This window comes from Cryobacterium sp. Y82 (assembly GCF_002929495.1).
In the GTDB taxonomy this organism is placed as follows: domain Bacteria; phylum Actinomycetota; class Actinomycetes; order Actinomycetales; family Microbacteriaceae; genus Cryobacterium; species Cryobacterium serini.
On the sequence record NZ_PJJJ01000035.1, the window covers coordinates 1 to 26,262 of the forward strand.

Here is a 26,262-nt window from a genome sequence, read left to right on the forward strand (position 1 = left end):
CACGGAGATGGGCGAAGCGAAAACAGTGGGGGAGGTCATGGTTCACATTTCGTCTAGAGCACAGATTCGGGAGGGTGCGGGTGGGGCTGGAGGAAGCCGCGACAACAAAGATGACTATTGCCCACTATGGGTATTGTCACAACCGAACTCGGGTCTTTCTCAGGTTCACCCCTCGTTCAGGGGCAGACAATGCGCACGAAATAGGCGCAAAAAAGCGGCCGGACCTGCGATAACAGGCCCGACCGCATCCCACGAACAAATTTCGAGTNATCCCACGAACAAATTTCGAGTCCGAGCACAATCCGGCGCACGTGCGCGGTAGATCGGTATGCGGTAGCCGCGGTAAAGGACGCACCAGCTACCGTTCGGACGTCACCTTCGATCCCACGGCGTCCTTGTCAATGTGCAGGTCGCTGGGGCATAATGGCGCTATCGGCACGCTGGCCTCCAGTAACCGAACAATTTAATATTCACCGTCGTGTCACAACCCTGAGTTGAAGGCGCGGTCGTTCCGAGGTCGTTGGGGAAGACGAACCTACTAGGAACGGAGAAACACGATGGATGCATTACCCAACTGTCGGGCGCCGATCGCGCGGGGGGTGTTATTTGTGCATTCTTCTCCGCGAGCGGTCTGCGCTCACGTCGAGTGGTCTGCCGGTCGTGCCCTCGGCGAGGCCGTCAACTTCGACTGGTCAGAACAACCAGCCCTGCCCGGCTCCCACCGCGCCGAGTATTACTGGGAGGGATCTCCGGGCACCGGCGCCGCGCTCGCATCCGCTCTGCGCGGCTGGGCACAGCTGCGCTTCGAAGTCACCCAAGACGCCGGACCAGGTTCGGATGGTGGACGGTGGTTACACACGCCCGAGCTGGGTATCTTTTACGCTCAGACCGACAGCGTGGGTAACGTGGTCGTTCCGGAAGATCGCATTCGATCCGCTATGGAGGGTGCGGGGGCTAACGCCATCGAATTGCACCGGCAGTTACGCCTGGCCCTCGGGCAATCCTGGGACGACGAACTCGAACCGTTCCGGCAGGCGAGCGACCTGAATGCTGTCGTCTGGCTGCACCAGGTCGGCTGATCAGCCAATTTTCAAGCGTGCGGTTCGCTCAGGACGGCGCGGCCCGTCGACCGGCGATATTCCCGGCGACAATCCCACGAAGTCAAGTGAATCCCCTCACAGAAATGACCCCGTCCGAACCGGGCGGGGTCATTGTCTTCTGCTGAACTTTTAGACTGACCGGAACGCCACGACAGCGTTGTGGCCGCCGAAGCCGAACGAGTTGCTCAGCGCGAGCAGGTCACCGGTCGGCAGGGCGCGCGGCGTGGTGACCACGTCGAGCGGAATCTCTGGATCCTGCGACGTGAGGTTGATTGTCGGCGGTGCAGTGCGGTCGGCGAGAGCCTTCACCGTGAAGAAGGCCTCGAGGGCGCCAGCCCCGCCGAGCAAGTGTCCGGTTGATGCCTTCGTGGCCGAGACCGGGATGCCGTCGAGCAGATCGCCGAACACTCGCCTAAGGGCGTTGTACTCGGCGATGTCGCCAACCGGCGTACTCGTAGCGTGAACGTTGATGTGTGAGACATCGGCGAGGCTTGCTCCGGCGTTCTCAATGGTCGAGAGCATTGCGCGGGCGGCCGCCGATCCTTCGGGGTCCGGCGCGGTCACGTGGTAGGCATCACTATTGACAACGCCGCCGAGAATCTCGGCGTAGATGTGGGCGCCGCGCGCCTTAGCGTGCTCCTCAGTCTCAATAACGAGGGCGGCTGCACCCTCGCCGAGAACAAAACCGTCGCGAGTCACATCGTACGGGCGGCTCGCGGTAGCCGGGTCGTCATTACGGGTCGACAAAGCGTGCATCGCTGCAAACGAGGCAATCGGCAGGGGATGAATGGCAGCCTCGGAGCCTCCGGCGATAACGACGTCGGCCAGTCCAGACTGCAGGCGCTTATAGGCGTTGATCAGCGCTTCGGTACTCGACGCGCACGCGGAGACCACCGTGGTAATGCCGGCACGGGCGTGCAGGTCCATTCCGATGGCCGCCCCCGGACCATTGGGCATAAGCATCGGCACGGTCATCGGCAGTACGCGACGCGGGCCGCGTTCGCGCAGGGTGTCCCAGGCATCCAGCAGTGTCCACACTCCGCCGATCCCGGTCGCCCAGTCCACGGCAAGCCGTTCAGGCTCGACCTCGGGGGAGCCGGCATCGGCCCAGGCTTCACGTCCGGCGATCAGCGCGAATTGGCTGGACGGATCAAGGCGCTTGACCTCAAATCGCTGCAGCACATCCACGGTTTTCACCCGTGCCTGTGCGGCGAAAGTTACGGGGATCGCTGTTTGCGCCACCCAGGCCTGCTCGAGGGTGGTAGCACCCGATTCGCCGGCCAGAAGGGCCGTCCAGGTGTCGACCGCCGTGCCGCCCAGCGGCGTAGTGGCACCGATGCCGGTGATAACGATTTTCTTGGTCATAAGTCAACTCTCCATGGAACGACAAACGTGTGGGCCGGTGCGTTGTGGCACCAGCCCAATGAACAGGTCGGCCGTTGTCCGACCGACCCGGTTCAGGCTTGGGTCTAGTCCTGTGCCTTCACGATGAACTCGACGGCATCGCCGACGGTCTTGAGGTTTTTAACCTCTTCGTCGGGAATCTTCACATCGAACTTCTCTTCTGCGTTGACGACAATGGTCATCATCGAGATCGAGTCGATGTCCAAGTCGTCGGTGAACGACTTACCGAGCTCAACCGTGTCGGTTGCAATTCCGGTTTCGTCGTTGATGAGCTCGGCCAGGCCGGTCAGAACTTCTTCGGTGGACAATGCCATGTTTTTTTCTCCTTGAGGGGTGTCTCGGTTGACCGAGACTTAGTTTAGAGGGTGGATAGGTTAGGGCAGCACAACGACTTGCGCACCGAACACAAGTCCGGCACCGAAGCCGATCTGCAGCGCAAGTCCGCCGCTGAGCTCTGGGTGTTCCTCGAGCAGGCGGTGGGTGGCGAGGGGGATCGAGGCCGATGAGGTGTTACCGGTGGTGGCGACATCGCGGGCGATGACGACGGATTCCGGCAACTTGAGCTGCTTGGCGAACTCGTCGATGATGCGCATGTTGGCCTGGTGAGGAATGAACGCGGCGAGGTCGGCGCTTTCGATACCGGCGACTTCAAGGGCCTTCTTGGCTACCTTTGCCATATCCCAGACGGCCCAACGGAAGACGGTTTGTCCTTGCTGACGCAGGGTTGGCCAGTCGGCCTCGCCGCGACGGTACTCCTGCAGGGTGTAATTCATGTGAATCGCGTCTGCCTTGGAACCATCCGATCCCCACACCGTGGTGGAGATGCCCGGGTAGTCACTCGGGCCGATGACGACAGCGCCAGCACCGTCGCCAAGCAGGAATGAGATGCTTCGGTCTGTAGGGTCGACCAGGTCAGAGAGCTTTTCAGCGCCAACGACGAGTGCGTAGTGCGCAGCCCCCGTACGGATGAGCGCATCCGCCTGGGCGATGGCGTACGCATATCCGGCGCAGGCTGCATTGATGTCGTAGGCCGCAGCCGGATTGCTGCCAACGCGGTCGGCCAAAACGGCGGCCATGGATGGTGTCTGGCGGCCGTTGCTGATGGTGGCCACAATCACGGCATCAATGAGCGCCGGGTCAATGCCACTTTTTTCGATGGCTTCGCGGGCGGCATCCGTTGCCATGTCGACAGCGTTGACGTCTTGGCTGGCACGCGTGCGGGTGATGATGCCGGTGCGCTGCTGGATCCACTCATCGGAGGAGTCGATCGCTGCGACCAGTTCGTCGTTGGGTACGACGAGGTCACCGCGGGCGGCGCCGATCGAAAGGATGCGGGTGTACTGCGGTCCGTGGGACTGCTTCAGTGTTGGCACAGTTGCTTTTGTTGGCTTTGGCATTGTCTCTCTTATCAGATTCAGGACTGCTGGTCGATCATGGCCCAGGCGGCGGGCAAGTCGTCCGGGGTCTTGATGGCGACGGTGGGTACGCCTTTGAGGGCGCGCTTTGCGAGACCGACGAGCGCGCCGGCGGGCGCGACCTCGATGATTCCGGTGACTCCCGCTGCGGCGAAAGCCTCCATGCATCTGTCCCACCGTACCGGCGATGACACCTGACCCACGAGCAGATCCACAAAGCGGATGCCCTCGGCGATCTGACCTCCGTCATGATTGGTCCAGATGGGGAGGGTGGGGTTGGTGGGGGTGAGCGAGTCGGCGACCACGGTCATCCGTTCGACGGCCGGCTGCATATAACGCGTATGGAATGCGCCGGCGACCTGAAGGGGAATGACTCGGGCCCGGTGCGGGGGAGCCGCGGCGAGTTCGGCGAGAGCGTCGAGTGCCCCGGCGACGACGATCTGACCACTGCCATTGAAGTTGGCGGGTTCGAGGCCGAGCTCGGCCACTCGGGTGAGTAATTCGGTCTCGTCTGCACCGATCACGGCGCTCATTCCGGTGGGAACGAGGGCGGCGGCGGCCTGCATTGCCAGGCCACGCTCGCGAACAAATCGCACCGAATCCGTGGTTTTCAGGATGCCCGCGCCCGCGGCGGCAGTGAGCTCTCCGACCGAGTGCCCGGCGATCCCGGCGAGGCGGTCTCGGCGACCATCCGCGAGCAGCGCTTCAAGCGTAAGGATGCCGGCAGCCACGATGAGGGGCTGGGCAATCGCCGTGTCGCGGATGGTGTCGGCGTCGCTGACCGTGCCGTGGGCGACGAGATCCAGGTCGACGTCGTCCGAGATTTGCCGGAGACCTTCATTAAAGGCAGGCAAAGCCAACCAGGGTTCGAGGAATCCGGGAGTTTGGGAGCCCTGACCCGGGCAGACGACAACGATCATTTACTCAGTCTTCCAATCTGGTGACGCAAATGAATGTACAGATGGCACTAAGTATTTCGAGAACCTTTGTAGATTCCTGCAGGCGCATTCCTCGGGGAGGGATTTTGATTTGTCACATCGTGATCGATGGCGGGATCATTTTTGGCTGTTGTGCGATTCAGAATGCACCTTGCCGACCATCGGTTAGGTGTCCCCCACGCCGCTCCCTCCACGCCCGCCTCGGTAACGCCACAGGCTAACACCCATGAGTGACCCGGCCAGCAAGAGGGAAAGCCCAAGGGATTCCCTCGTTTCCGGGATGATCAACATCCCAACGAGCAGGGCGAGGATGCTGAGGATGGCGAACCAGGTGAGGTAAGGGAACAACCACATCTTGAGCGAGAGCGCCTTGGCGGCATCCGGTCCCATGCGGCGGCGCAGGATCAACTGCGAGGCGGCAATCACGAGCCAGACGAACAGGGCGATGGCGCCGGAGGTGTTCACCAGGAACAGGAATACGGTGTCTGGGGCAATGTAGTTGAGACCGACGGTCACAAACCCAACGATGGTCGAGGCGAGCACGGCGCTGCGCGGCACCCCCCTGGCAGAGATCTGTGCCCAGGAGCGGGGAGCATCGCCGCGCGTCGAGAGCGAAAACAGCATGCGGCTGGCGGTATAGAGCCCAGAGTTGAGGCACGACAGCACGGAGGTGAGCACAATCACGTCCATGATCGTGCCAGCGCCGGGAATCCCATAGAGCTCGATGGCCGCCACGTACGGGCTCTTTGCCACGGAGGCGCTGTCCCAAGGCAACAGGGTGACGACAACTGCGATCGAGCCGATGTAAAAGATCAGGATTCGCCAAACGGTGGATCGCACGGCCTGCCGAACAGCAGCGACGGGATTTTGCGACTCCCCGGCGGCGATCGTCGCGATCTCAGCGCCGAAAAAGGAGAAAACGACCACGAGCACTCCACCGAGTACTGCTCCGGCACCGTTGGGGAAGAACCCGCCACGACCGGTGAGGTTGTCGAGACCGGGCGCAGCCACGCCGGGCATGAAGCCAAGAATCGCCACGATGCCAAGCACCAGGAAGACCACAATCGCCGCGACCTTGATCGAGGCGAACCAAAATTCAAATTCCCCAAACGACTTCACCGAGGCCACATTCGTGAGGGTGAGCAGCACCATGAGCAGGAGAGCCCATACCCACTGATCGACCTCGGGCACCCAGCGATGCACGATCGCCGCGCCCGCGGTTGCCTCGATCCCGAGGACGATGATCCAAAACCAGGCATAGAGCCAGCCGATGCTGAATCCGGCCCAGCGGCCGAGAGCCCGATCGGCGTAGGCCGAGAACGAGCCGGTCTCCGGGCTCGCCGCCGCCATCTCACCGAGCATGCGCATAACGAGAATGACTACGAGGCCCGCAGCCGCGTAGGCCACAAGAATTCCGGGGCCGGCCTGCTGGATCGCCGCTCCTGATCCCACGAAGAGGCCGGCTCCGATAACTCCCGCGATCGCGATCATCGAGAGATGGCGGGGTTTGAGGCTGCGGGTCAGTTCGGGAGCCTTCGGAGCGACGCTGGCGGCTGCAGTGGGTTGTGCAGAACCTTTGATCGCGGATTTTGGGGATGGCGGCGTGACACGCTCCAAGTCTGAATACGGGCAACTCTGTTTCACGCGAGACGGCTGATGGCCATGGCAACGGATGCCGGTGTAGCAACGACGCCCACCAAGTCGTTTCTCACATTGAGAGGAACGTCACGACGACGTGACGATCGAATTACACCGTATACCCCCGCACATCAGCAAAATCGCCCGACTTGATTAGCGGCGGCGGCTGGACCCATCGTGGTCGCTGATGGAACCGATGATCAGCGCGGACTGCAAGATGAGCGCCTCGCGGGCTCCAGTGGCGTCGTAGCCGATGACTTCGGACACTCGTTTCAGGCGGTACCGCACGGTGTTGGGATGAACGAAGAGTTCACGTGCGGTGGCCTCGAGGGAGCGGCCGTTATCGAGGTAGCACCACAGGGTGGTGAGCAGTTCGGTGGAGTGCGCTTGCAGGGGCCGATAGATGCGATGGATCAGCGTGGCGCGGGCGAGCGGATCGCCGGCCAGGGCCCGTTCGGGGAGCAGATCGTCGGCCTGCACCGGCCGTGGGGCGTTGCGCCACGAGCGGGCGACGGCAAAACCGGCCAGCGCCGCCTTTGCACTCTTAGACGCGTCAACAAGGTTGGGTACCTCGTGGCCAAGCACCAAATGTCCGGGGCCGAAAATCGGCTCCAACTGCATGGCGATCTCCATAAAAGTGAGGGCAGCGGCCGTGCCGACGTCTTCGCTGTCAGCCGGCGCCGGACGGGCCCGGCCGATTACGAGCACGAGGCGGTTTCCCTGCACGCCGATGAGTACGTCGGCGGCCATGTGCCGGGCGGCCCGGCGCAATTGGTCGACGTCGAGCATCTGCGGGGTGGTGCCGACCAGTACGCAGACCTCACCGTGGCCATGCCAGCCGAGGGCCGCAATCCGGCTGGGTAGTTCGTCGTCATATTCACCGCTGAGAATGGAGTCAACGACGAGTGCTTCCAGCCGTGCGTCCCAGAGGCCGCGTGCTTCGGCTGCGCGTGCATAGACATCCGCTGCCCCAAAAGCGATCTCGCGCGAGTAGAGCAGAATCGCCTCCCGCAGGGCTTCACCGCCGTCCTTGACGCGTTCCTCGACGACCTCAACCGTCACGCGAATGAGCTGCAGCGTCTGCTGCAGGCTCACCGAGCGCAGCAACTCTCGCGGGGCGGCACCGAACACGTCCGCGGCGATCCACGGCGTTGACCGTGGATCGTCAAACCACGAGATGAAACTCGTGATCCCGGCCTGGGCGACCAGGCCGACAGCCGACCGCCGCCCTGGTGGCATATCGCCATACCAGGACAGCGTGTCCTCTAGTCGCTTGAGTGTCTGGGTCGATAGCTCACCAGAGATGGTGCGCAGCCAGTTGAGAGTTTGTTCTTTCGTCTTGGGCGCCGGTGCCACGGTTTCTTAGCTCTCGCCCCCGGCAGAGCCGGTGGTGCCCGCGCTCACATCGTGCAGGCGATACTTTGCGATCGCCTGGCCCGCGAGGGTGCGGTCTACTTCACCGCGACGAGCGAGCAGCTCCAGGGTGCGCACGACCATTGACGGACCGTCGATCTTGAAGAATCGGCGGGCCGCCGGACGGGTGTCCGAGAAGCCGAAGCTGTCGGCACCGAGCGTCGCGAAGTCGCCTGAAACAAACTGCCGAATCTGGTCCGGAACGGCGTGCATGAAGTCAGACACGGCTACGAAGGGGCCGGCAGCGCCTTCGAGCTTCGTGGTGATATACGGGATACGCGGCTCGTCGTCAGGGTTGAGAAAGTTGTGCTCCTCGGCGGCCAGACCATTGCGGCGCAGTTCAGTCCACGAGGTGACCGACCAGACGTCGGCCGAGACACCCCAGTCCTCGGCGAGCAGTTGCGCAGCTTCCAGCGCCCACGGCACGGCGACGCCGGAGGCGAGCAACTGCGCCTTCGGTCCGGTGAGCGCGGATGCGCTAACCCGGTGGATACCGTGCAGAATGCCGTCCACATCGACATCGGCGGGCTCGACCGGCTGTACGGCCGGCTCGTTATAGACCGTTACGTAGTACATGACGTTCGGGTCAGTGTGGGTGCCGCCGTACATGCGCTCGAGTCCGGCGCGAACGATGTGGCCGATCTCGTACCCGTACGCCGGGTCGTAGGAGACGACGGCCGGGTTGGTCGATGCCAGGAGCGGCGAATGACCGTCGGCGTGCTGCAGTCCTTCACCGGTCAATGTTGTGCGACCGGCGGTGGCACCGACAATGAACCCGCGGCTCATCTGGTCGCCGGCGGCCCACAAAGCGTCGCCGGTGCGCTGGAAACCGAACATGGAGTAGAAGACGTAAACCGGAATCAGCGGTTCACCCTGCGTGGAGTAGGACGTGCCTACATTGGTGAAAGCCGCGGCAGCACCGGCCTCGTTGATGCCGACGTGCAGGATCTGGCCCTGCGGGCTCTCCTTGTAGGCGAGCAGCTGGGCGTGGTCGACCGAGGTGTAGTGCTGGCCGTTGGGGTTGTAGATCTTCGCGTTTGGGAAGAACGCGTCGATGCCGAAGGTGCGGGCCTCGTCGGGGATGATCGGAACGATGCGGTTGCCGAAGTCCTTGGCGCGCAGCAGCTCCTTGAGCAATCGCACAAAAGCCATCGTCGTGGCAATTTCCTGCGTTCCCGATCCCTTCTTCGAGACGGCGTAGGTTTCATCGCCGGGCAGGTTGAGCTTGGTGTGTGTGGTGCGTCGCTCCGGTAGGTAGCCGCCGAGCGCACGACGGCGCTCGTGCATGTACTCGATCGCCTCGTCTTTGTCGCCGGGGGTGTAATAGGGCGGCAGGTAGGGGTTTTCCTCCAGCTGGGCATCCGTGATCGGCACGTGCATGCTGTCGCGGAACGACTTGAGGTTGTCAAGGGTCATCTTCTTCATTTGGTGGGTCGCATTGCGGCCCTCGAAGCTCGGACCAAGGCCGTAGCCCTTCACCGTCTTCGCGAGGATGACGGTGGGCTGGCCCTTGTGCTCCGACGCGGCCTTGAACGCCGCATAGACCTTGCGGTAATCGTGGCCGCCGCGCTTGAGGTTCCAGACCTCATCGTCGCTCAAGTGCTCGACAAGCTTGAGTGCTCGCGGGTCCCGACCGAAGAAGTTCTCGCGCACGTAGGCGCCGCTTTCGGCCTTGTAGGTCTGGTAGTCACCATCGGGGGTGACGTTCATCAGGTTGATCAGGGCGCCGTCTACGTCGTTCTTGAGCAGGTTGTCCCACTCGCGGCCCCACACCACCTTGATGACGTTCCAGCCGGCACCGCGGAAGAAGCTCTCCAGTTCCTGGATGATCTTGCCGTTACCGCGTACCGGGCCGTCAAGGCGCTGAAGGTTGCAGTTGATGACGAAGTTGAGGTTGTCGAGGCCCTCGTTGGCGGCGACCTGCAACTGGCCGCGGCTTTCCACCTCGTCCATTTCACCGTCGCCGAGGAACGCCCAGACCTGCTGGTCGCTGGCATCCTTGATGCCCCGGTTGGTCAGGTAGCGGTTGAGCTGCGCCTGATAGATCGCGTTGATCGGGCCGAGGCCCATGGAGACGGTGGGAAACTGCCAGAATTCCGGCATCAAACGGGGGTGCGGGTAGGACGAGATGCCGTCGGGGGCGTGCGATTTCTCCTGACGGAACCCGTCGAGCTGGTTCTCGGTCAGCCGGCCCTCGAGGTAGGCACGAGCGTAGGTGCCGGGGGAGGCATGGCCCTGAATGAAGATCTGGTCGCCACCGCCCGGGTGGTCCTGGCCGCGGAAGAAGTGGTTGAAGCCGACTTCATAGAGGGCAGCGGATGACGCGTAGGTCGAGATATGACCACCCACGGCAATACCCGGGCGCTGCGCGCGATGAACCAAAACGGCAGCGTTCCAGCGAATCCAGGCGCGGTAGCGACGCTCAATGTCTTCGTCGCCGGGAAAATCTGGTTCGTTCTCCGGCGCAATGGTGTTGATGTAGTCGGTTGTCGGAACCATGGGAACGCCCAGATGCAGCTCTTTCGAACGCTTCAAGAGGCTCAGCATGATCTCGCGGCCGCGCTCGTGGCCGTGTTCGGCAACGAGCGAATCGAGGGATTGCGACCACTCAGCCGTTTCCTCCGGATCGGAGTCGGCGTTGTTCGTCGAGTACGGGTCCTGGTCGTTGACCGTCACAGTCGACCTCTCTCTGGGGTTTATGCAGCGATGGTGCTCCGTGGGGACATTCCGCCACTACGAGGGCACGTGCCGTAGGCAAGCAGGTTGGATTGCAACCAACGGCACCCCGTAAGCCTACTGATTCCACTCGACGTCCGCGTACGGGGGTTTCACCGGCTAAAAACTCGCGCGGTCGGGTGGCGCGGTCTGTGAAACCACGCACGTTGCCGGGCTAGAGTGTGTCACCGGCCAATCCGTGCGTCAACGACGCACGACGAAAGGAGCATTTATGGCTCTCCAGAACGATACCCAGGCACCTGATTTCAAGCTCACCAACCAGTTCGGTGAGAGCGTGCAGCTCAGTGCGTACCGAGGAATCAAATCGGTAGCACTCGTCTTCTTTCCGCTGGCATTCTCCGGAATCTGCAGCGGAGAGCTGTGTGAGCTACGCGACAACCTCGCGATGTTCGAAGACGGCGGCGTCGAGTTGATTGGCATTTCGGTCGACTCTCGACACGCCCTGCGCGCGTTCGGGGAGCAGGAAAAGTATTCCTTTGACCTGGTCGCTGATTTTTGGCCCCACGGCGCCGTCGCGAAAGAATATGGTGTCTTTCTCGAGGAGAAAGGGTTCGCGAATCGCGCGACTTTTTTGATTGATCCGAGCGGTATTATCCGTGCCAGTTTCATTACCGCACCCGGTGAGGCGCGTTCGATTGACGCCTACATGGCGGCCCTCGAACAGCTCGTACCAGTCCTGTGACCCTTCCGGGTCGCCAAACCTGCGTCAACACTGACCTATACTGAACAAACCCGCACAGCGAGACGTCGGGGCCTTTAGCTCAGTTGGTAGAGCGCCACGTTTACACCGTGGATGTCATCGGTTCGAGCCCGGTAGGGCCCACAATCACTGTTTTTAGCCGCCACCTGCAAGTTAGGCCCAGTGTTTTGGGGTGTGCACGCCGGCGTTCGCCGTACATCCCACCGCACGAAAATGCGAGATCGCCGAATTTTCCTCTTGCGGGGGTAGACCGGGCATATACTGGCGTGGCGACCCTGGACCTTGGACGTACGTGAACTTTCTGCGAGCTTCGAGGGGCGATCATGAAACGCATATTTCACCCGGGCGGTTCGGTAATAACCGGCAGCGATCTTGCTGATGCGGTGCTTCTTTACGCTGAGGCGCTGTGCAATCGTCGACAAGTCGATGTCGTCGATATTCCCGTGATGGGCGACAACGGACTCCTGCTGCGGGCCCAGTTTTTAATCGGTTCCGCCAGTCAGCTCGTGAGCGTCACTGCTGACGGCGTGTCGCCCGAGCTGGTCGAACCGGAGACCACCGATTTTCTGCAGCGCAAGGCGCAAACCGGGGCCATGATCCCGGCGGCGTGGACGAGGGAAGAATCGGCTGCTGCGCAGTTCGACGATTTCGACTACTGACCCTTTTCGTCGGACACGGGGTATCGGGTAGCTTCGTGTCCGACGAAGCCCGACGCCGGTCGCCCAGTAGGCTGAACGAGTGTCATTCTCGCTAGCCGACTTCACTCGTGTCGTCCATACCCTGTGGCCACTGGACGGTGCTGAAGATTGGGATCGGCCGGGCCTGGCCAGCGGGGACCCGTCGCGCCCGGTGCGTAGTATCCACCTCGCAGTTGACGCCACTTCCCAAACCGTCGATGAGGCCATCCAGGCCGGGGCTGACGTGCTGCTGACGCACCATCCGCTGCTCTTGCATGGCATTACAAGCGTTGCTGAAGATCGCTACAAGGGCGCGCTGCTCAGCCGACTCATTCGGGCCGACTGCGCATTAATATCCGCGCATACGAACGCCGACGTTGTAGCAGACGGCGTGTCGGATATTATTGCCACGCACCTCGAGTTGGTCGAGGTGACGCCCATTACGGAGAGCACCGCACCCGGTACCGGCATCGGTCGCGTGGGACAGCTGACCCAGCCAACAACGCTGGGACACCTCGCGCACACCATGCTGGCGTTACTTCCCGCTACGGCGTCCGGCGTGCGTGTCGCGGGCGACTATGCCGCAGCGGTCACCACGATCGCGCTGTGTGGCGGCGCGGGCGATTCGCTATTGCGCCAGCCCAAGGTAATCGCAGCGGATGTTTACATCACCTCAGATCTGCGTCACCACCCTGCTTCCGAAGCTCGAGAGCAGGCGCTCTGCGCGGGTGGCCCCGCCCTCATAGACGTGTCGCACTGGGCCAGCGAGTGGCTCTGGCTGGAGCCAGCTGCCGCACAGCTGCGGGCGGCCCTCCCCGGAACCGTTGTCACGGTGAGTGAGCTAAACACCGATCCGTGGGACTTTGCCGTAGTGCACTGACTCGTGCACTAACCTCCGAGTCACCCTATTTTTTCGAACCACATCTCATTTTTTAGCGTTAGGTCAGGACATCGTGAAGGCATCACCACTCCACCAGAAGGAACTTCTGCGGCTTCAAGCCCTGGATATCAAGGTTCTTCAGCTCAGCCACCAGTCAAAGTCGCTCGCGGCGCACGCCGAGCTGGCCGAGCTCAATCGTGAAGCGGAAGCCAGCCGCATGAAACTGCTTGGCCGGTCGGGCGAGCTTGACGACGTGCGCACCGAACTGGGACGCATCGAGAACGACGTCGAGGTCGTCGAAAAGCGCATCGCGCGCGATACCGACCGTCTGCAGCACACCTCGTCAATCAAAGACATTCAGGCGCTTGATTCTGAGGTCGCGTCGCTCAAAAAGCGCCTGTTCGATCTCGAGGAGATTGAGATTGCCGTTTTGGAACGCCAGGAGGAGCATGAAGCGGCCGTCGCCGTGGTGGCACGGGAACGTGACGCCATCGCCGCACGGGTCAGCGCGACGGAATCAGCACGCGATGAGGTGCTGGGCGACCTCACCCGCCAGCTCGGCGAGCTCACCCGCGACCGGACGACCGTCGCGGCCACCATCCCTGATGACCTCGCTGCGCTGTACGAGCGCCTGCGCATCTCCGGCCACGGCAACGCGGCAGCGCTGCTGCGTGCCCGCACGTGCAGCGGCTGCACGATGACCCTGACGGGGAGCGACCTCGCCGACGTTCGTCAGGCGCCCACTGACGATGTCATTTTCTGCCCCGACTGTGGTGCCGTACTAGTGCGCACCGAAGAGTCCGGAATCTAGTAACGGTTCGCGGCGGACGGCTGGCCCGGTAGACTAATTTCTCGGAATGGGTCGGCAAGACGGTCGCGTCATTCGGGAGATCTTCGGGTCGAGCGGATGCCGAGGAACGTCCGGGCTCCACAGAGCAGGATGGTGGGTAACACCCACCCGGGGCAACCCGCGAGACAGTGCCACAGAAAGTAGACCGCCACCGGTGCGCGACCTTCGGGTTGAGCGTGGTGGTAAGGGTGAAACGGTGGTGTAAGAGACCACCAGAGGCCAGGGTGACCTGGTCGGCTCGGTAAACCTCGTCCGGAGCAAGGTCAGACAGAAAGCGCTAAGGCTGCTCGCCGAGCTTTCGGGTAGACCGCTAGAGGGCTGCGGCAACGTAGTCACGAGATAGATGGCCGTCGACGGTGTGTGAACACTTGGACAGAACCCGGCGTACTAGCCGGCCCATTCCACCTCACTGTGCCGACGGACCCATTATCCCACCCGGCGCGGCGGTGCGGACCTGACCGGGTGGGGTTCTGCGGTCGGACTAGCCGGGAAAGCGGGCAGCCAAAGCGGCCGCGCCAAGAATTCCGGCGTTGTTGCGGTGAACTGCGGGAATGATGCGCGTCTTCAGATTGAGCAAGGGCAGAAAGTTCTCGTGGTGCTTGGAGACCCCACCGCCGACGATGAACAGGTCGGGGGAGAAGAGCAGTTCGAGCGTCGAGTAATACTTCTGCAGGCGTGCAGCCCAGTTCTCCCAGCTGAGGTCGTCACGTTCCTTGGCGGAGTAGGCCGCACGAGTTTCGTAGTCGTGCCCGTCGATCTGCAGGTGGCCCAGTTCAGTGTTGGGCACCAGCACACCGTCATTGAGCAGCGCCGAACCGATCCCGGTACCGAGCGTGGTCAGCAGCACGACGCCAGCGACGCCCTTGGCCGCACCGAACTGCGCTTCAGCGTAACCGGCAGCATCCGCGTCATTGACGAAGTGAATGGGCAGGCCAAGACCTTTTTCGAACAGGGCTTCAGCGGCGAGACCAATCCACTTCGACGATACGTTTGCCGCTGACATGGTGTGACCATTTTTGACGACGGCAGGAAAACACACGCCGACCGGGAGGTCACCGACGCCTTTCGAGACGGTGGAGAGTAAAGCTCGGGTCGTCTCGACGATGTCCTGCGGGCGTCCCCCCTTAGGCGTGGGCAGCTTCACCCGGTCAGTGAGGAGCGCACCGGTAACCAGGTCGACCACGGCGCCCTTGATTCCCGTGCCGCCGATGTCGATTCCAATTGCCGTCGTTGCAGTCATGTGTGATCCTCTATCTGTTTGAAAACCGTGTCAGGCTAGGGTCAGAATCTCGGCGCCGCGCTCGGTCACTACGAGTGTGTGTTCAAATTGTGCGGTCAGGCTTCGGTCGCGGGTGAGAACCGTCCAGTCATCACTCCAGATGTCCCAGTCACCGGTTCCCAGGGTCAGCATCGGCTCGATGGTGAAGACCATCCCGACTTCCATAACCGTGTCGTACTGCGGTGCGTCGTAGTGCGGAATGATGAGGCCGGAGTGAAAGGCTTCGCCAACGCCGTGCCCCGTATAGTCGCGCACAACGCCGTAGTTGAACCGCTTGGCATAGGACGCGATGGTGCGACCGATCACGTTGACCTGGCGCCCGGGGGCAACGGCTTTGATGCCGCGGGCGAGCGCTTCCCTGGTTCGTTCGACCAGCAGCGTCACCTCCTCGGTGGCTTCGCCCACAATGAATGTGACGTTGGTGTCGCCGTGCACGCCGTTCTTGTACGCCGTGATGTCGATGTTGACGATGTCACCATTGTCGAGCACCGTGTTGTCGGGGATTCCATGGCAAATAACCTCATTCACCGAACTGCACAGCGATTTGGGGTAGCCGCGGTAACCCAGGGTCGACGGGTAGGCGTCGTTGGCCACCAAATAGTCATGACCGATCTGGTCCAGTTGCTCGGTGGTGACGCCCGGAGCGATGGCCCGCCCCACAGCAGCAATCGCCTCGGCGGCGATGCGGCCGGAGTCACGAATGAGCTCGATCTTCTCGGTCGAATAGACGTCGGAGCCGGTGAAGGGGCTCGGCCCTTTTTTGCCCACGTACTCCGGGCGAACGATGTGGGATGGAACGGAACGGGTCGGTGACACCGTTCCCGGGATGAGGTGACCGATGGAATCCTTAGGCATAGGATCAAGCTTATGGCCGTCGACAAAGAACACGCATTCTGGTACAACATGCGCACGGGCGAAGTGGAGCACGGTCTCCAGTCGACATCGCTGGATCGGGTGGGGCCATTCGCTACCCGGGACGAAGCAGCCCACGCCCTGGAGAAGCTGCGCGCGAACAGCGCCAAGTGGTCAGAAGACGACGCTCGGGATGCCCGCTAACCGTTGAACTCTTTCTACTCGTAGCTGTGTTCTGGTGCCGGATAAGCACCAGAGGCGACGTCAGCCGTGAACCGCTGCACGGCATCCGTCAGCACTGCGCGAACATCGGCGTACTGACGCACGAACTTCGGCACTCGACCACTGGTCATGCCGGCAAAGTCTGTCCAGACGAGCAGCTGGCCGTCAACGGATGGCCCCGCCCCGACCCCGATAGTCGGGATGGACAGCCGCTCCGTGACGAGTGCGGCGACCGACGCCGGTACCATCTCCAGGACGACGGCGAAGGCACCGGCGTCTTCCACGGCGAGGGCGTCCGCGATGAGTGTCTCGGCGGCGTCTCCCCTGCCCTGAATGATATGGCCTCCCAAACCGTGTTCGCTCTGCGGGGTGAATCCCACATGGCCCATCACGGGGATGCCGGCCGAGACAATGCGCCTGATCTGCTTGTGGCTGCGCTGGCCGCCTTCAAGTTTCACCGCGTGCGCCTGGGCTTCCTTCATGAACCGGACGGCGGTTCCGAGGGCCTGATCCGCGCCGCTCTCGTACGAACCGAACGGCATATCGGCCACGACGAAGGCACGGGTCACTGCTCGCGCAACGGCACGGGTCAGTGGGATGAGCTCGTCGACCGTGACGGGGAGGGTGGTCTCGTACCCGAAGACGTTGTTGCCGGCGGAATCGCCGACCAGTAGAAAGTCGATTCCGGCCGCATCGAAAATCTGGGCGGTGAGCATGTCGTAGCTGGTCAGGCCCGTAATGGGGATCCCCTGGGCTTTAGCGTTCTGAAAGTGCCGCGTGCGCACTCGCTTAGGCCCGGAAACCGCTTTATTCGGATGCTGCACGCCGGCGTCGCCGCCCGTCGCGTCGGGCTCTGGTGCTGTCAACTCGGGCATGCGATAAGTGTAGTCAGGCGAGCAATCATGCTCGGAGCCAGTAGCCTAGATAGGACGTGTTGAGGACGGTAGCTATTTCGGTACGTCCCCGTTGGAGCAATCAGAAAGAGCGTGAATGGACAAGCAGCGCGACTTCGTTCTTCGGACCATCGAGGAGCGAGGAATCAAGTTCGTTCGACTCTGGTTCACCGATGTCGTCGGTACCTTGAAATCAGTTGCTATCGCACCCGCCGAAGTCGAGGGCGCATTCAACGAAGGCCTCGGGTTCGACGGCTCCGCCATCGAGGGCCTCACCCGTTCTTTCGAAGCGGATGTCCTGGCACACCCGGATCCCACTACCTTTCAGATTCTTCCGTGGCGGGGGGAGGTCGACCCCACCGCCCGCATGTTCTGCGACATCACCACGCCGGACGGCCAACCGGCCGTTGCTGATCCGCGCAATGTACTCAAGCGAACCCTCGCCAAGGCGGCCGAGCGTGGTTTCACGTTCTACACCCACCCCGAGGTGGAGTTCTACCTGCTCAAGTCGTCCAAGTACGGCAAGAACGGTCCGATTCCGGTCGACTCGGCCGGCTATTTCGACAATGTTCCCGGTGGAACCGCCCACGATTTCCGTCGCCGGTCGGTGCGCATGCTTGAAGACCTCGGTATTTCCGTTGAGTTCAGCCACCACGAGGCGGGGCCAGGCCAGAACGAAATCGACTTGCGCTATGCCGACGCTCTGACCACCGCCGACAACATCATGACCTTCCGGACCGTGGTCAAAGAAGTTGCGATCGAGCAGGGCGTGTACGCCACCTTCATGCCCAAGCCCATGTCGGAGCACCCCGGATCGGGCATGCACACGCACATGTCTTTGTTTGAGGGTGACGCGAACGCGTTCTATGAGGCCGGTGCGAAGTACCAGCTCTCCAAGATCGGCCGGCAGTTCATTGCCGGGCTGCTCAAACACGCCCCCGAGATCACCGCGGTGACCAACCAGTTCGTCAACTCCTACAAGCGGCTGTGGGGCGGCGACGAAGCTCCAAGCTTTGTCTGCTGGGGTCACAACAACCGCTCAGCCCTGGTGCGCGTACCGCTGTACAAGCCGAACAAGGGCCAGAGCGCCCGCGTGGAATATCGAGCGATCGACTCCGCGGCCAACCCGTACCTCGCCTATTCGCTCATGCTGGCCGCCGGCCTCAAGGGCATCGACGAGGGTTACGAATTGCCGCCAGAGGCGGAAGACAATGTGTGGAGCCTGAGCGACACCGAACGTCGTGCGCTCGGCTACACGCAGCTGCCAGCCAGTCTTGATCACGCGATTCAGTTCATGGAGGAGTCCGAACTCGTCGCGGAGACGCTCGGCGAACAGGTCTTCAATTATGTTCTGTTGAACAAGCGTCAGGAGTGGCGGGACTATCGGTCACAGGTCACCCCGTTCGAACTTCAAAAAAACCTGGAGATGCTCTAACTCGCCAGTGTGTCGATGATCGAAGGAATCACCCGCAATGGAGCGTTTGCACTTGTCCCTGACCGAACTCGTTCGGGTAGGATTTGTAGACCTTGCCGAGATCCGTGTTCGACTCGACGAGGTTGCCCAGCTCGGTGCGGGCAGTCCGCACCGAGGTTTTGGTCCAGCCGTCCGGTTGACCGATACGCGGGCATTGCTGCCGTTGCTCACGAAGACGGCCAGCCCGGATGCCGCGCTGGTCGCGCTGGTCGCGCTGCTGCGGCAGGGTTCGCCTGAACTGTTCGACCTGCTCCAGTCGCCGAGTACGGCCGGGCGGCTGCTGAAGGTCGTCGGCGCTTCCAGCGGACTCACCGAATTCTTCCTCCGGCATCCGGCGGAACTCGCGGTTCTCGCCACGCCGCTAACCTTGCTGCCCGGCGTCGACGAACTGGTCAACGACCTGCTGGACTCTGTCGGCGCAACCGAGGGTTTCTCCGGCCTGGTCGATGATGCAGCCTGGATCGCCCTCAGGGTACGCTACCGTCGCCGTCTGGCGCAGCTCGCCGCCTTCGACCTCGAACAGGCCGACCCCGTTGCCGGGCTCGACGGCATCGCCCGTACCCTGTCCGATCTGGCCACGGCGGCGCTCGAAGCCGCCCTCGCGGTGGCCCGCACCATGTGCAGCGGCGACGCTGCGGGGCGCGTGCTGTTTGCTGCCGATCAGGTGCGCGCAACCCGCCTGGCCATTATCGGCATGGGTAAGGCCGGGGCGAGCGAGCTCAACTACGTGAGCGACGTCGACGTTATTTTCGTCGCCGACGGCGACGAATCAGCCGGTCTTGAAAGTTCTCGAGCTGTAGAGATCGCGACCCGCCTGGCCATGCTCGTCATGCGAGGCCTGGGCGAATCCGGCATTGAACCGGAGCTGTGGGAGGTCGACCCCAACCTTCGCCCGGAAGGCAAGAGCGGAGCCCTCGTCCGCTCGATCGAATCCCATCTCGCCTACTACGACCGTTGGGCTAAGAGCTGGGAGTTTCAGGCGCTGCTCAAAGCCCGCACGCTGGCCGGTGATCGCGAGCTCGGAGCCCGCTACATCGATGCGGTCACGCCCAAGGTCTGGAGCAGCGCCGGCCGCGAGAATTTCGTCCAATCGGTGCAGCGCATGCGGGAACGCGTCACCGACAACATCCCCGACGATGAGGTTGCTATTCAGCTCAAGCTCGGGCCGGGCGGACTGCGCGATATCGAGTTCACGGTGCAGTTGCTTCAGCTCGTGCACGGCCAGACCGATCCAGTCGTTCGACAGGCCGGCACACTCCCGGCGCTGACCGCCCTGGCCGCCGCGGGGTATGTGGGTCGGGTCGAAGCCACCGAATTCGCTCAGGACTATCGCATGCTGCGCCTGATGGAACATCGGCTGCAGCTGCAAAAACTGCGCCGTACCCACCTGATGCCGCGGGATGAGGCAACTTTGCGGGTGCTGGCCCGGTCAACCGGTCTGGCCACCAGCGCCGCCGGGCTCACCCTCCGCTGGTCGGAGACAAAACAGCGGGTGCGCGGCTTGCACGAGCGACTGTTCTACCGTCCCCTGCTAACGGCGGTGGCGTCCCTGCCGGCCGACGGGCTGAACCTGACAAGTGCACAGGCCGAAGCTCGGCTCGCCGCAATCGGCTTTCTGAACGCCAAGGGCGCTCTGGCCCACATCGCCGCCCTCTCCGGTGGAGTCTCCCGGCGCGCGGCCATCCAGCGGCACCTCCTTCCCGTGCTCCTGCAGTGGCTGTCGCAGGGGGCAGACCCGGACTACGGTTTTCTGGTTTTTCGACGCCTGAGCGACAGCCTCGGTTCGACCTATTGGTTTCTGCGCATGCTGCGTGACTCCTCGGGTGCCGCCGAACGCCTCACCAGAGTGTTGTCCGGAAGTCGTTTTATCGGCGAGCTGCTGGAGAAAATCCCCGAAGCGGTGGCGTGGCTCGAGGACGAAGCCGACCTGCAGCCACGGCCGCTGAGGGCTCTCCAGGACGAAACCCGGGCGGTCCTTGGCCGGCATGAAAGCCCGGATGCCGCCGCGACTATTCTGCGTGCGGCCCGGCGCCGTGAGATGCTGCGATTGGCCTTCGCAGCCCTTCTCGGTCAGATTAATCTCGACCAGCTGGGTCAGGGCCTGACAGATGTCAACGCCACGTATATTCAGGGCGTCATCGCTGCCATTCGTGGGGGAGAGCTGATTGTTCAGGGTGGTCATGATGGTTCCGACAACAGCGCGTCGAGCGGTGACGGCATTGAATTCGGTGTGATCGGTATGGGGCGGTTCGGCGGTGCCGAGCTCGGTTTCGGTTCCGACGCTGACGTCATGTACGTATTCCGCGCTGGAAGTCTCGACAGCGAAGCGGCCAACGAGCGTGCCCGGTACATCGTGCGCGAACTTAATCGGCTTACCGAAGACGGCCGTTTGCCGCTCGATCTGGACATCGGTTTGCGGCCGGAGGGCAACAATGGGCCGGTCGTGCGGTCGCTCGACTCCTATCAGGCGTACTACCGTCGCTGGTCCCTCACCTGGGAAGCTCAGGCGCTCCTCCGCGGTCGCGGTGTGGCCGGTGATGTTGCGCTGCTGCGGGACTTTGAGGCAGTCGCTGACGAGGTGCGGTACCCCGCAGGCATTAGCGAACAGGCCGTGCGGGAAGTACGTCGCATCAAGGCTCGGGTTGAGAACGAGCGTCTGCCGCAGGGCGCGGACCCGAACCGGCACCTGAAATTGGGGCGCGGCTCGCTCAGCGACGTGGAATGGCTGGTTCAGTTGCTTCAGCTGCAGCACGCCGCGGCGATTCCGGCGCTGCGCACGACGTCCACACTGGCGGCGTTGGACGAGGCAGTCAGGGCCGCATTGATACCAGCAGTGGATGCGGCGGTGCTGCGCAGCGCGTGGATCTTTGCGTCCCGCGCTCGCTCGGCCATCACTCTCTGGACGAACCATACCTCGAATGTGTTACCGACCGATCGTGCCGCCCTCGAGGGTATCGCCCGGGTCATGGAATACCCGCCAGGGTCGGGTAATCAATTGGAAGACGACTATCTCGCTGTGACTCGGCGTTCCCGCGCCGTATTCGAGCGCCTGTTTTACGGCCCCGTGGAACGTCCCGGCCCGACCGTCGGCTGACGATTCCACAAAAATCTGATCCACCAGGTCAGGAGCAACACAGACAGGGACCGCATCCGAAGATGCGGTCCCTGTCTGAGTGCCGTGTGGCCTATGGGCAGTGCGGTTTAGACCCCGTAGTACAGTTCGAATTCGAACGGGTGCGGACGCTGGGCGAGCGGCTTGATCTCGTTTTCGCGCTTGTACTGGATCCAGGTTTCGATCAGTTCAGGTGTGAACACGTTTCCGGCCAGCAGAAAGTCGTGGTCAGCTTCGAGGGCCTGCAGGGCCTCCTCGAGCGAAGCGGGAACCTGGGGGATGTTCTTGGCTTCTTCGGGGGGCAGTTCGTAGAGGTCCTTGTCGACGGGCTCGTGTGGCTCGATGCGGTTTTTGATGCCGTCGAGCCCAGCCATGAGTTGCGCGGCAAAGGCGAGATACGGGTTGCCAGATGCGTCGGGAGCGCGAAACTCGAGGCGCTTGGCCTTCGGGTTGGTTCCGGTAATCGGAATGCGGATCGACGCCGAACGGTTACCGGCCGAGTAGACCAGGTTCACCGGGGCCTCGAATCCGGGAACGAGACGGTGGTACGAGTTGACCGTCGGGTTTGTGAACGCGAGCACGGCCGGGGCGTGCTTGAGCAGGCCTCCGATGTACCAGCGAGCCACGTCGGAGAGTCCGCCATAACCGGCCTCATCGTAGAACAACGGCTTGCCATCGGCCCAGAGTGACTGGTGCGTGTGCATGCCGGAGCCGTTGTCGCCGAACAGCGGCTTGGGCATGAACGTTGCGGTCTTGCCCCAGTCGTGTGCCGTGTTCTTGACGATGTACTTAAATTTCAGCAGGTCATCCGCTGCGTGAACCATCGTGTCGAATCTGTAGTTGATCTCGCCTTGGCCGCCGGTGCCGACTTCGTGGTGGCTGCGTTCGAGGATGAGGCCCGATTCAATGAGCTTGAGGCAGATGTCGTCTCGCATGTCGACGTGCTGGTCGACCGGGCTGACCGGGAAATAGCCGCCCTTGAACGGCGTCTTGTTGGCGAGGTTTCCGCGTTCTTCTTTCTTTCCAGAATTCCAGGCGCCTTCGCCGGAGTCGACGGAATAAAAACTCGTGTGCTGGTTCACTTCGTAGCGCACGTCGTCGAAGATGTAGAATTCCGCTTCGGAACCGAAGAGCGCAGTGTCGCCAATACCCGTGGACGCGAGGTATTTCTCGGCCTTCTTAGCTACCTGGCGCGGGTCCTTGGAGTAAATCTCACCGTTACGCGGGTTGTAGATGTCGAAGAGCATAATGAGCGTCTTCTCGGTACGGAACGGGTCCAGGTACGCGGTCGAAACGTCGGGAATGAGCTGCATGTCCGATTCGTGGATCGACGCGAAACCGCGGATGGATGAACCATCGAACATTTGGCCAACGGTGAAGAACTCCTCATCGACGGTGGATGCCGGAATGTTGAAGTGCTGCTGCACACCGGGAAGATCTGTGAAACGGATGTCAAGAAATTTGACGTCATTTTCTTTGATGAATTTGAGCACTTCGGACGAATCGCGGAACATGCGGACTAACTCCAGACGACGGGGGCGTAGAAACGGCCGAATCGGACACATCGGCTCCCCTGAGATTAGTATCGCCGCGTTACTTCTCCGTGACGCTTATGTTTCCCCCATGTTACAGGGAGGGCTCCTCGGTAGACTCATCGGGTGCCAGACTCCAACCCCCGCCCGAACACTTTTGGTCAGCTTCCGCCCAGTAAATGGCCGGGGGAGCGACTCGGACTACCCCAGAGGGGACCCAATTCCATCGGCCGTCCCGGCAGACGGATGCTCGGCTTCGCCATTGATTGGGCGATCGCCATCGGGGTCTCCAAGGTCTTCTTCAACTATGACCCGGCCGCCAACCTGATCATTTTCGTCATTCTGCAGATCGTCTTCATTCCCACGATCGGCGCCAGCATCGGTCATCGGCTGGTCGGGTTGCGGATCATCTCTATCCACGGGGGGTGGGTCGGGTTGTGGCGTCCCATTGTGCGCTCTGTGCTTCTTGGAATTGCACTCCCCGCGCTGGTCTGGGATTCCGACCAACGTGGCTTCCACGACAAAATCGCGGGAACAGCTCTCATTCGCCGCTAGCCCGAAAGTCGGGAAACGCGGTCAGGCCGAACAGAGAACGGCCGGGCGCAGAGCGCCCGGCCGTTCATTTATTTACGGAGACTAACCGCGCTGTGGACGGGCCTTCATCGGGTCGACGCCCTTCGGAATGGGAAGTTTTGTACCCATGGAGTTGAGCCGGTTATTGACGGCGAGAACCTCAGCCTTGGTCAGTATGGGCTTGATTCGGGTCAGGCGGCGTGCCAGCTTGTGCAGCGGCACGGCGTCCTCGTCGGGTCCAACCGAGATCACCGTGACGCCGACGTTGCCACCGATGCGCACGATCTTGCGCTTTTCTTCGTCGAGCATGCGAGCGGTGCGCGTCTTGGGACCCTCGCTGATCAGCACGACACCGCCGCGACCGACGGCGCGATAGACCGCGTCCTGGGTCTTGCCATTGACGGCGACCGGCATCTCGCTGCCGACCCAACCACGCTTCAGTGAGCTGCGCAGCACGGCCCCGACGGCACCGGGCTGACCCTCAATCTGCGAATACGCTGCCTTCTCCGCGCGTCGACCCAGAATGATCAGCATCGCCAGAATGCCGGCAAGTACACCGGCGATGATCCAGAGCACCATGGTGAAGACGTTGCTGCCGGGAATCAACAGGGCCAGGGCCAGGCTGATCAGAACGGGTATGAGGAAGGCCAAAACCAGAATCCAAACGATGTTCGAGTCGTAGCGCCTCGTCATCTGGAAAACCTGCCACATTTGCTTCAAGCGGCCGGGCTGTTTTGGTTTTTTGGGGGTCTTTTCCTTGCTGCGTGCCATGGGTATAAGACTACCCAGTCACTTGAATGCCGCATGACCGAATTTGGTCACGACGCGGCTTGGGCAAACCCGAGCTGGGCATCGGCCAGCTGGCGCAGTTCAGCGGGGATCTCTCGACCGGTCGCGACCATGGACTGGGCCCAGAGTCGACCGGCACGATAAGAAGAACGCACGAGCGGGCCCGAGAGAACGCCAAGAAAGCCGATTTCCTTGGCTTCCTCGTTGAGCTCTACGAACTCCTCCGGGCGCACCCAGCGAGCGACCGGCAGGTGCCGGGCGCTCGGGCGCAGGTATTGCGTAATGGTGATGATGTCGGTGCCGGCCTCGTGCAGGTCGTGCAGCGCCTGGGTGATCTCAGCGCGTTCCTCTCCCATGCCGAGAATGAGGTTGGACTTGGTGATCAGTCCGGCGTTGCGTCCCTGGGTGAGCACGTCGAGCGACCGGTCATACCGAAACGCCGGGCGGATGCGTTTGAAGATGCGCGGCACGGTCTCGACGTTGTGGGCAAATACCTCCGGCTTGGCGTCAAACACCTGGGCCAGGTGCTCCGGATTGCCGGAGAAGTCCGGCACGAGAATCTCGACACCGGTGCCAGGGCTCTGCTGGTGAATCTGCCGAATGGTTTCGGCGTACAGCCAGGCCCCCTCATCGGGGAGGTCGTCGCGGGCGACGCCCGTGACGGTGGCATAACGCAGGTTCATGGTGACAACGGATTCGCCGACACGGCGCGGTTCGTCGGTATCGTAGTCGGCCGGTTTTCCGGTATCGATCTGGCAGAAATCACACCGTCTCGTGCACTGTGAGCCACCGATGAGGAAGGTCGCTTCGCGGTCTTCCCAGCATTCAAAGATGTTCGGGCACCCCGCTTCCTGACACACGGTGTGCAGATTTTCACTTTTGACCAGGCTTTGCAATTTCTGATACTCCGGCCCCATCTTGGCGACCGTCTTGATCCAGGCGGGCTTGCGTTCAATCGGCGTCTCCGCGTTGCGAATTTCTAATCGCAACAGTTTGCGACCTTCGGGTACTGCGCTCATGCGTTCGTCCTGACGTTGTCGAGGCTGGCGGAGGTCGTGTTGGCGAGGTTCACGCTCGCCGAGCGTCGGAAGGCGGCCGTGATGGGGTCAATCAACTCGCTTGGGTCAACCGTGTGTCCCAGCACGCGCGACATGGTGGTCACACCGGCATCGCGAATGCCGCAGGCGATGATGCGCGAGTAGGCTTCCAGCGAGTTGCTGCAGTTGAGAGCGAAACCGTGCATTGTGACGCCCTGGGCGACGCGGATGCCGATGGCGGCGATCTTGTCTTCATGTCCGGCCTCGCCGACCCAGACCCCCGAGCGTCCGGCCACCCGCACGGCGTCGATGCCGAACTCGATCAAGACCTCGATCAGGATGCTTTCAAGGGACCGAACATAGCCGACGACATCGACGGGTTCGTGCAGGTGCAGAATGGGATAACCCACCAATTGACCAGGTCCGTGCCAGGTAATCTTGCCACCCCGGTCGACGTCGATCACCGGGGTATCGTCGACGGGCCGTTCCTCAGGCAGGGTGCGTTTTCCGGCCGTATACACTGCTGGATGCTCCAACAGAAGGACGGTGTCCGGTCGTTCACAAGCGACGACGGAACGATGGACTGCGCGTTGGAGCTCTAGGCCCTCAACATACGGCACGGAGTTGGCGCTTAGCCCCGCGACGACAAAGTCGAGCATGTGCCCCAGTCTAGGGCGCCGTGGGCAATCTGTGTGCAGCGAACACCGTGGGTGCGAGGTCACCGGTGCGAATACTTCGACTCCTCCAC

23 protein-coding genes, 1 tRNA gene and 1 other RNA gene are annotated in these 26,262 nt (G+C 62.2%); 11 read left to right on the forward strand and 14 right to left on the reverse strand.

Going from position 1 to position 26,262, the window contains the following annotated elements; genetic code table 11:
* Positions 1-557 precede the first annotated feature (557 nt).
* Entirely contained in the window at positions 558-1,079 is a 522-nt protein-coding gene (locus CXY70_RS12145; protein ID WP_104192633.1) for a DUF3145 domain-containing protein, read from the forward strand.
* A gap of 150 nt (positions 1,080-1,229) precedes the next feature.
* Here the strand turns inward: CXY70_RS12145 and CXY70_RS12150 are convergent, their stop codons facing one another.
* The 7 genes from CXY70_RS12150 to aceE form a co-directional block, all read right to left on the reverse strand.
* Positions 1,230-2,465 (reverse strand): beta-ketoacyl synthase, encoded by a 1,236-nt coding sequence (locus CXY70_RS12150; protein WP_104192634.1) that lies wholly within the window; start codon positions 2,463-2,465, stop codon positions 1,230-1,232.
* Between the two features lie 104 nt (positions 2,466-2,569).
* Positions 2,570-2,818, reverse strand: a complete 249-nt coding sequence (locus tag CXY70_RS12155; RefSeq protein WP_092108059.1) for an acyl carrier protein — start codon at positions 2,816-2,818, stop codon at positions 2,570-2,572.
* A gap of 60 nt (positions 2,819-2,878) precedes the next feature.
* Positions 2,879-3,901, reverse strand: coding sequence for a beta-ketoacyl-ACP synthase III (locus tag CXY70_RS12160; protein ID WP_104192635.1), 1,023 nt, complete (start codon positions 3,899-3,901; stop codon positions 2,879-2,881).
* A gap of 17 nt (positions 3,902-3,918) precedes the next feature.
* Positions 3,919-4,839 (reverse strand): ACP S-malonyltransferase, encoded by a 921-nt coding sequence (locus CXY70_RS12165; protein WP_104192636.1) that lies wholly within the window; start codon positions 4,837-4,839, stop codon positions 3,919-3,921.
* A gap of 183 nt (positions 4,840-5,022) precedes the next feature.
* Complete coding sequence (locus CXY70_RS12170; RefSeq protein ID WP_255412041.1) at positions 5,023-6,438, reverse strand: amino acid permease; 1,416 nt, start codon at positions 6,436-6,438, stop codon at positions 5,023-5,025.
* Between the two features lie 210 nt (positions 6,439-6,648).
* Positions 6,649-7,851, reverse strand: coding sequence for a CdaR family transcriptional regulator (locus CXY70_RS12175; RefSeq protein ID WP_104192638.1), 1,203 nt, complete (start codon positions 7,849-7,851; stop codon positions 6,649-6,651).
* A gap of 6 nt (positions 7,852-7,857) precedes the next feature.
* Positions 7,858-10,584 carry a pyruvate dehydrogenase (acetyl-transferring), homodimeric type gene (gene aceE / locus CXY70_RS12180; RefSeq protein WP_104192639.1) on the reverse strand — a complete coding sequence of 909 codons (2,727 nt, stop codon included), beginning with the start codon at positions 10,582-10,584 and terminating at the stop codon, positions 7,858-7,860.
* A gap of 271 nt (positions 10,585-10,855) precedes the next feature.
* Here aceE and CXY70_RS12185 point away from each other — a divergent pair, with 271 nt between their 5' ends.
* The 6 genes from CXY70_RS12185 (at position 10,856) to rnpB (ending at position 14,154) form a co-directional block, all read left to right on the forward strand.
* Positions 10,856-11,326 carry a peroxiredoxin gene (locus CXY70_RS12185; protein ID WP_104192640.1) on the forward strand — a complete coding sequence of 157 codons (471 nt, stop codon included), beginning with the start codon at positions 10,856-10,858 and terminating at the stop codon, positions 11,324-11,326.
* Between the two features lie 68 nt (positions 11,327-11,394).
* Positions 11,395-11,467, forward strand: a tRNA-Val gene (locus CXY70_RS12190).
* A gap of 200 nt (positions 11,468-11,667) precedes the next feature.
* The gene (locus CXY70_RS12195; protein ID WP_104192641.1) at positions 11,668-12,003 is read left to right on the forward strand and encodes a hypothetical protein; all 336 of its coding nucleotides are present in this window, start codon (positions 11,668-11,670) and stop codon (positions 12,001-12,003) included.
* A gap of 79 nt (positions 12,004-12,082) precedes the next feature.
* Complete coding sequence (locus CXY70_RS12200) at positions 12,083-12,901, forward strand: Nif3-like dinuclear metal center hexameric protein (RefSeq protein ID WP_104192642.1); 819 nt, start codon at positions 12,083-12,085, stop codon at positions 12,899-12,901.
* A 73-nt stretch (positions 12,902-12,974) separates the two neighbouring features.
* Entirely contained in the window at positions 12,975-13,712 is a 738-nt protein-coding gene (locus CXY70_RS12205; RefSeq protein WP_104192643.1) for a zinc ribbon domain-containing protein, read from the forward strand.
* Between the two features lie 47 nt (positions 13,713-13,759).
* An RNA gene (gene rnpB, locus CXY70_RS12210) (RNase P RNA component class A) lies at positions 13,760-14,154 on the forward strand.
* Between the two features lie 78 nt (positions 14,155-14,232).
* On the opposite strand, the gene ppgK is transcribed toward rnpB, so the two are convergent.
* Both ppgK and map read right to left on the reverse strand, forming a co-directional pair.
* The gene (gene ppgK / locus CXY70_RS12215) at positions 14,233-14,991 is read right to left on the reverse strand and encodes a polyphosphate--glucose phosphotransferase (protein ID WP_104192644.1); all 759 of its coding nucleotides are present in this window, start codon (positions 14,989-14,991) and stop codon (positions 14,233-14,235) included.
* 30 nt (positions 14,992-15,021) lie between these two features.
* Positions 15,022-15,885, reverse strand: a complete 864-nt coding sequence (map, locus tag CXY70_RS12220) for a type I methionyl aminopeptidase (protein WP_104192645.1) — start codon at positions 15,883-15,885, stop codon at positions 15,022-15,024.
* Between the two features lie 12 nt (positions 15,886-15,897).
* On the opposite strand from map, the gene CXY70_RS12225 reads away from it, so the two are divergent.
* Positions 15,898-16,086: an SPOR domain-containing protein gene (locus tag CXY70_RS12225; protein WP_104192646.1), complete on the forward strand. Its 189-nt coding sequence runs from the start codon at positions 15,898-15,900 to the stop codon at positions 16,084-16,086.
* 14 nt (positions 16,087-16,100) lie between these two features.
* On the opposite strand, the gene panB is transcribed toward CXY70_RS12225, so the two are convergent.
* Positions 16,101-16,979 (reverse strand): 3-methyl-2-oxobutanoate hydroxymethyltransferase, encoded by an 879-nt coding sequence (panB, locus tag CXY70_RS12230; RefSeq protein ID WP_104192647.1) that lies wholly within the window; start codon positions 16,977-16,979, stop codon positions 16,101-16,103.
* Positions 16,980-17,094: 115 nt separating this feature from the next.
* On the opposite strand from panB, the gene CXY70_RS12235 reads away from it, so the two are divergent.
* Both CXY70_RS12235 and CXY70_RS12240 read left to right on the forward strand, forming a co-directional pair.
* Positions 17,095-18,432 (forward strand): glutamine synthetase family protein, encoded by a 1,338-nt coding sequence (locus tag CXY70_RS12235; protein WP_104192648.1) that lies wholly within the window; start codon positions 17,095-17,097, stop codon positions 18,430-18,432.
* A gap of 37 nt (positions 18,433-18,469) precedes the next feature.
* Complete coding sequence (locus CXY70_RS12240) at positions 18,470-21,565, forward strand: bifunctional [glutamine synthetase] adenylyltransferase/[glutamine synthetase]-adenylyl-L-tyrosine phosphorylase (RefSeq protein ID WP_104192649.1); 3,096 nt, start codon at positions 18,470-18,472, stop codon at positions 21,563-21,565.
* Positions 21,566-21,672: 107 nt separating this feature from the next.
* On the opposite strand, the gene glnA is transcribed toward CXY70_RS12240, so the two are convergent.
* Positions 21,673-23,097: a type I glutamate--ammonia ligase gene (gene glnA / locus CXY70_RS12245; RefSeq protein WP_104192650.1), complete on the reverse strand. Its 1,425-nt coding sequence runs from the start codon at positions 23,095-23,097 to the stop codon at positions 21,673-21,675.
* A 144-nt stretch (positions 23,098-23,241) separates the two neighbouring features.
* On the opposite strand from glnA, the gene CXY70_RS12250 reads away from it, so the two are divergent.
* Entirely contained in the window at positions 23,242-23,670 is a 429-nt protein-coding gene (locus CXY70_RS12250) for an RDD family protein (protein WP_233205919.1), read from the forward strand.
* A gap of 81 nt (positions 23,671-23,751) precedes the next feature.
* Here the strand turns inward: CXY70_RS12250 and CXY70_RS12255 are convergent, their stop codons facing one another.
* From CXY70_RS12255 to lipB, 3 genes are read right to left on the reverse strand one after another with little or no spacing between them, the layout of a single operon-like run.
* Positions 23,752-24,459, reverse strand: coding sequence for a DUF4191 domain-containing protein (locus tag CXY70_RS12255; protein WP_104192652.1), 708 nt, complete (start codon positions 24,457-24,459; stop codon positions 23,752-23,754).
* A 47-nt stretch (positions 24,460-24,506) separates the two neighbouring features.
* On the reverse strand, positions 24,507-25,496 hold the full coding sequence (gene lipA, locus CXY70_RS12260; RefSeq protein ID WP_104192653.1) for a lipoyl synthase: 990 nt from the start codon (positions 25,494-25,496) through the stop codon (positions 24,507-24,509).
* Entirely contained in the window at positions 25,493-26,173 is a 681-nt protein-coding gene (gene lipB, locus CXY70_RS12265; protein ID WP_104192654.1) for a lipoyl(octanoyl) transferase LipB, read from the reverse strand. Before lipB ends, lipA begins: the two co-directional genes overlap by 4 nt.
* Between the last annotated feature and the right edge of the window lie 89 nt (positions 26,174-26,262).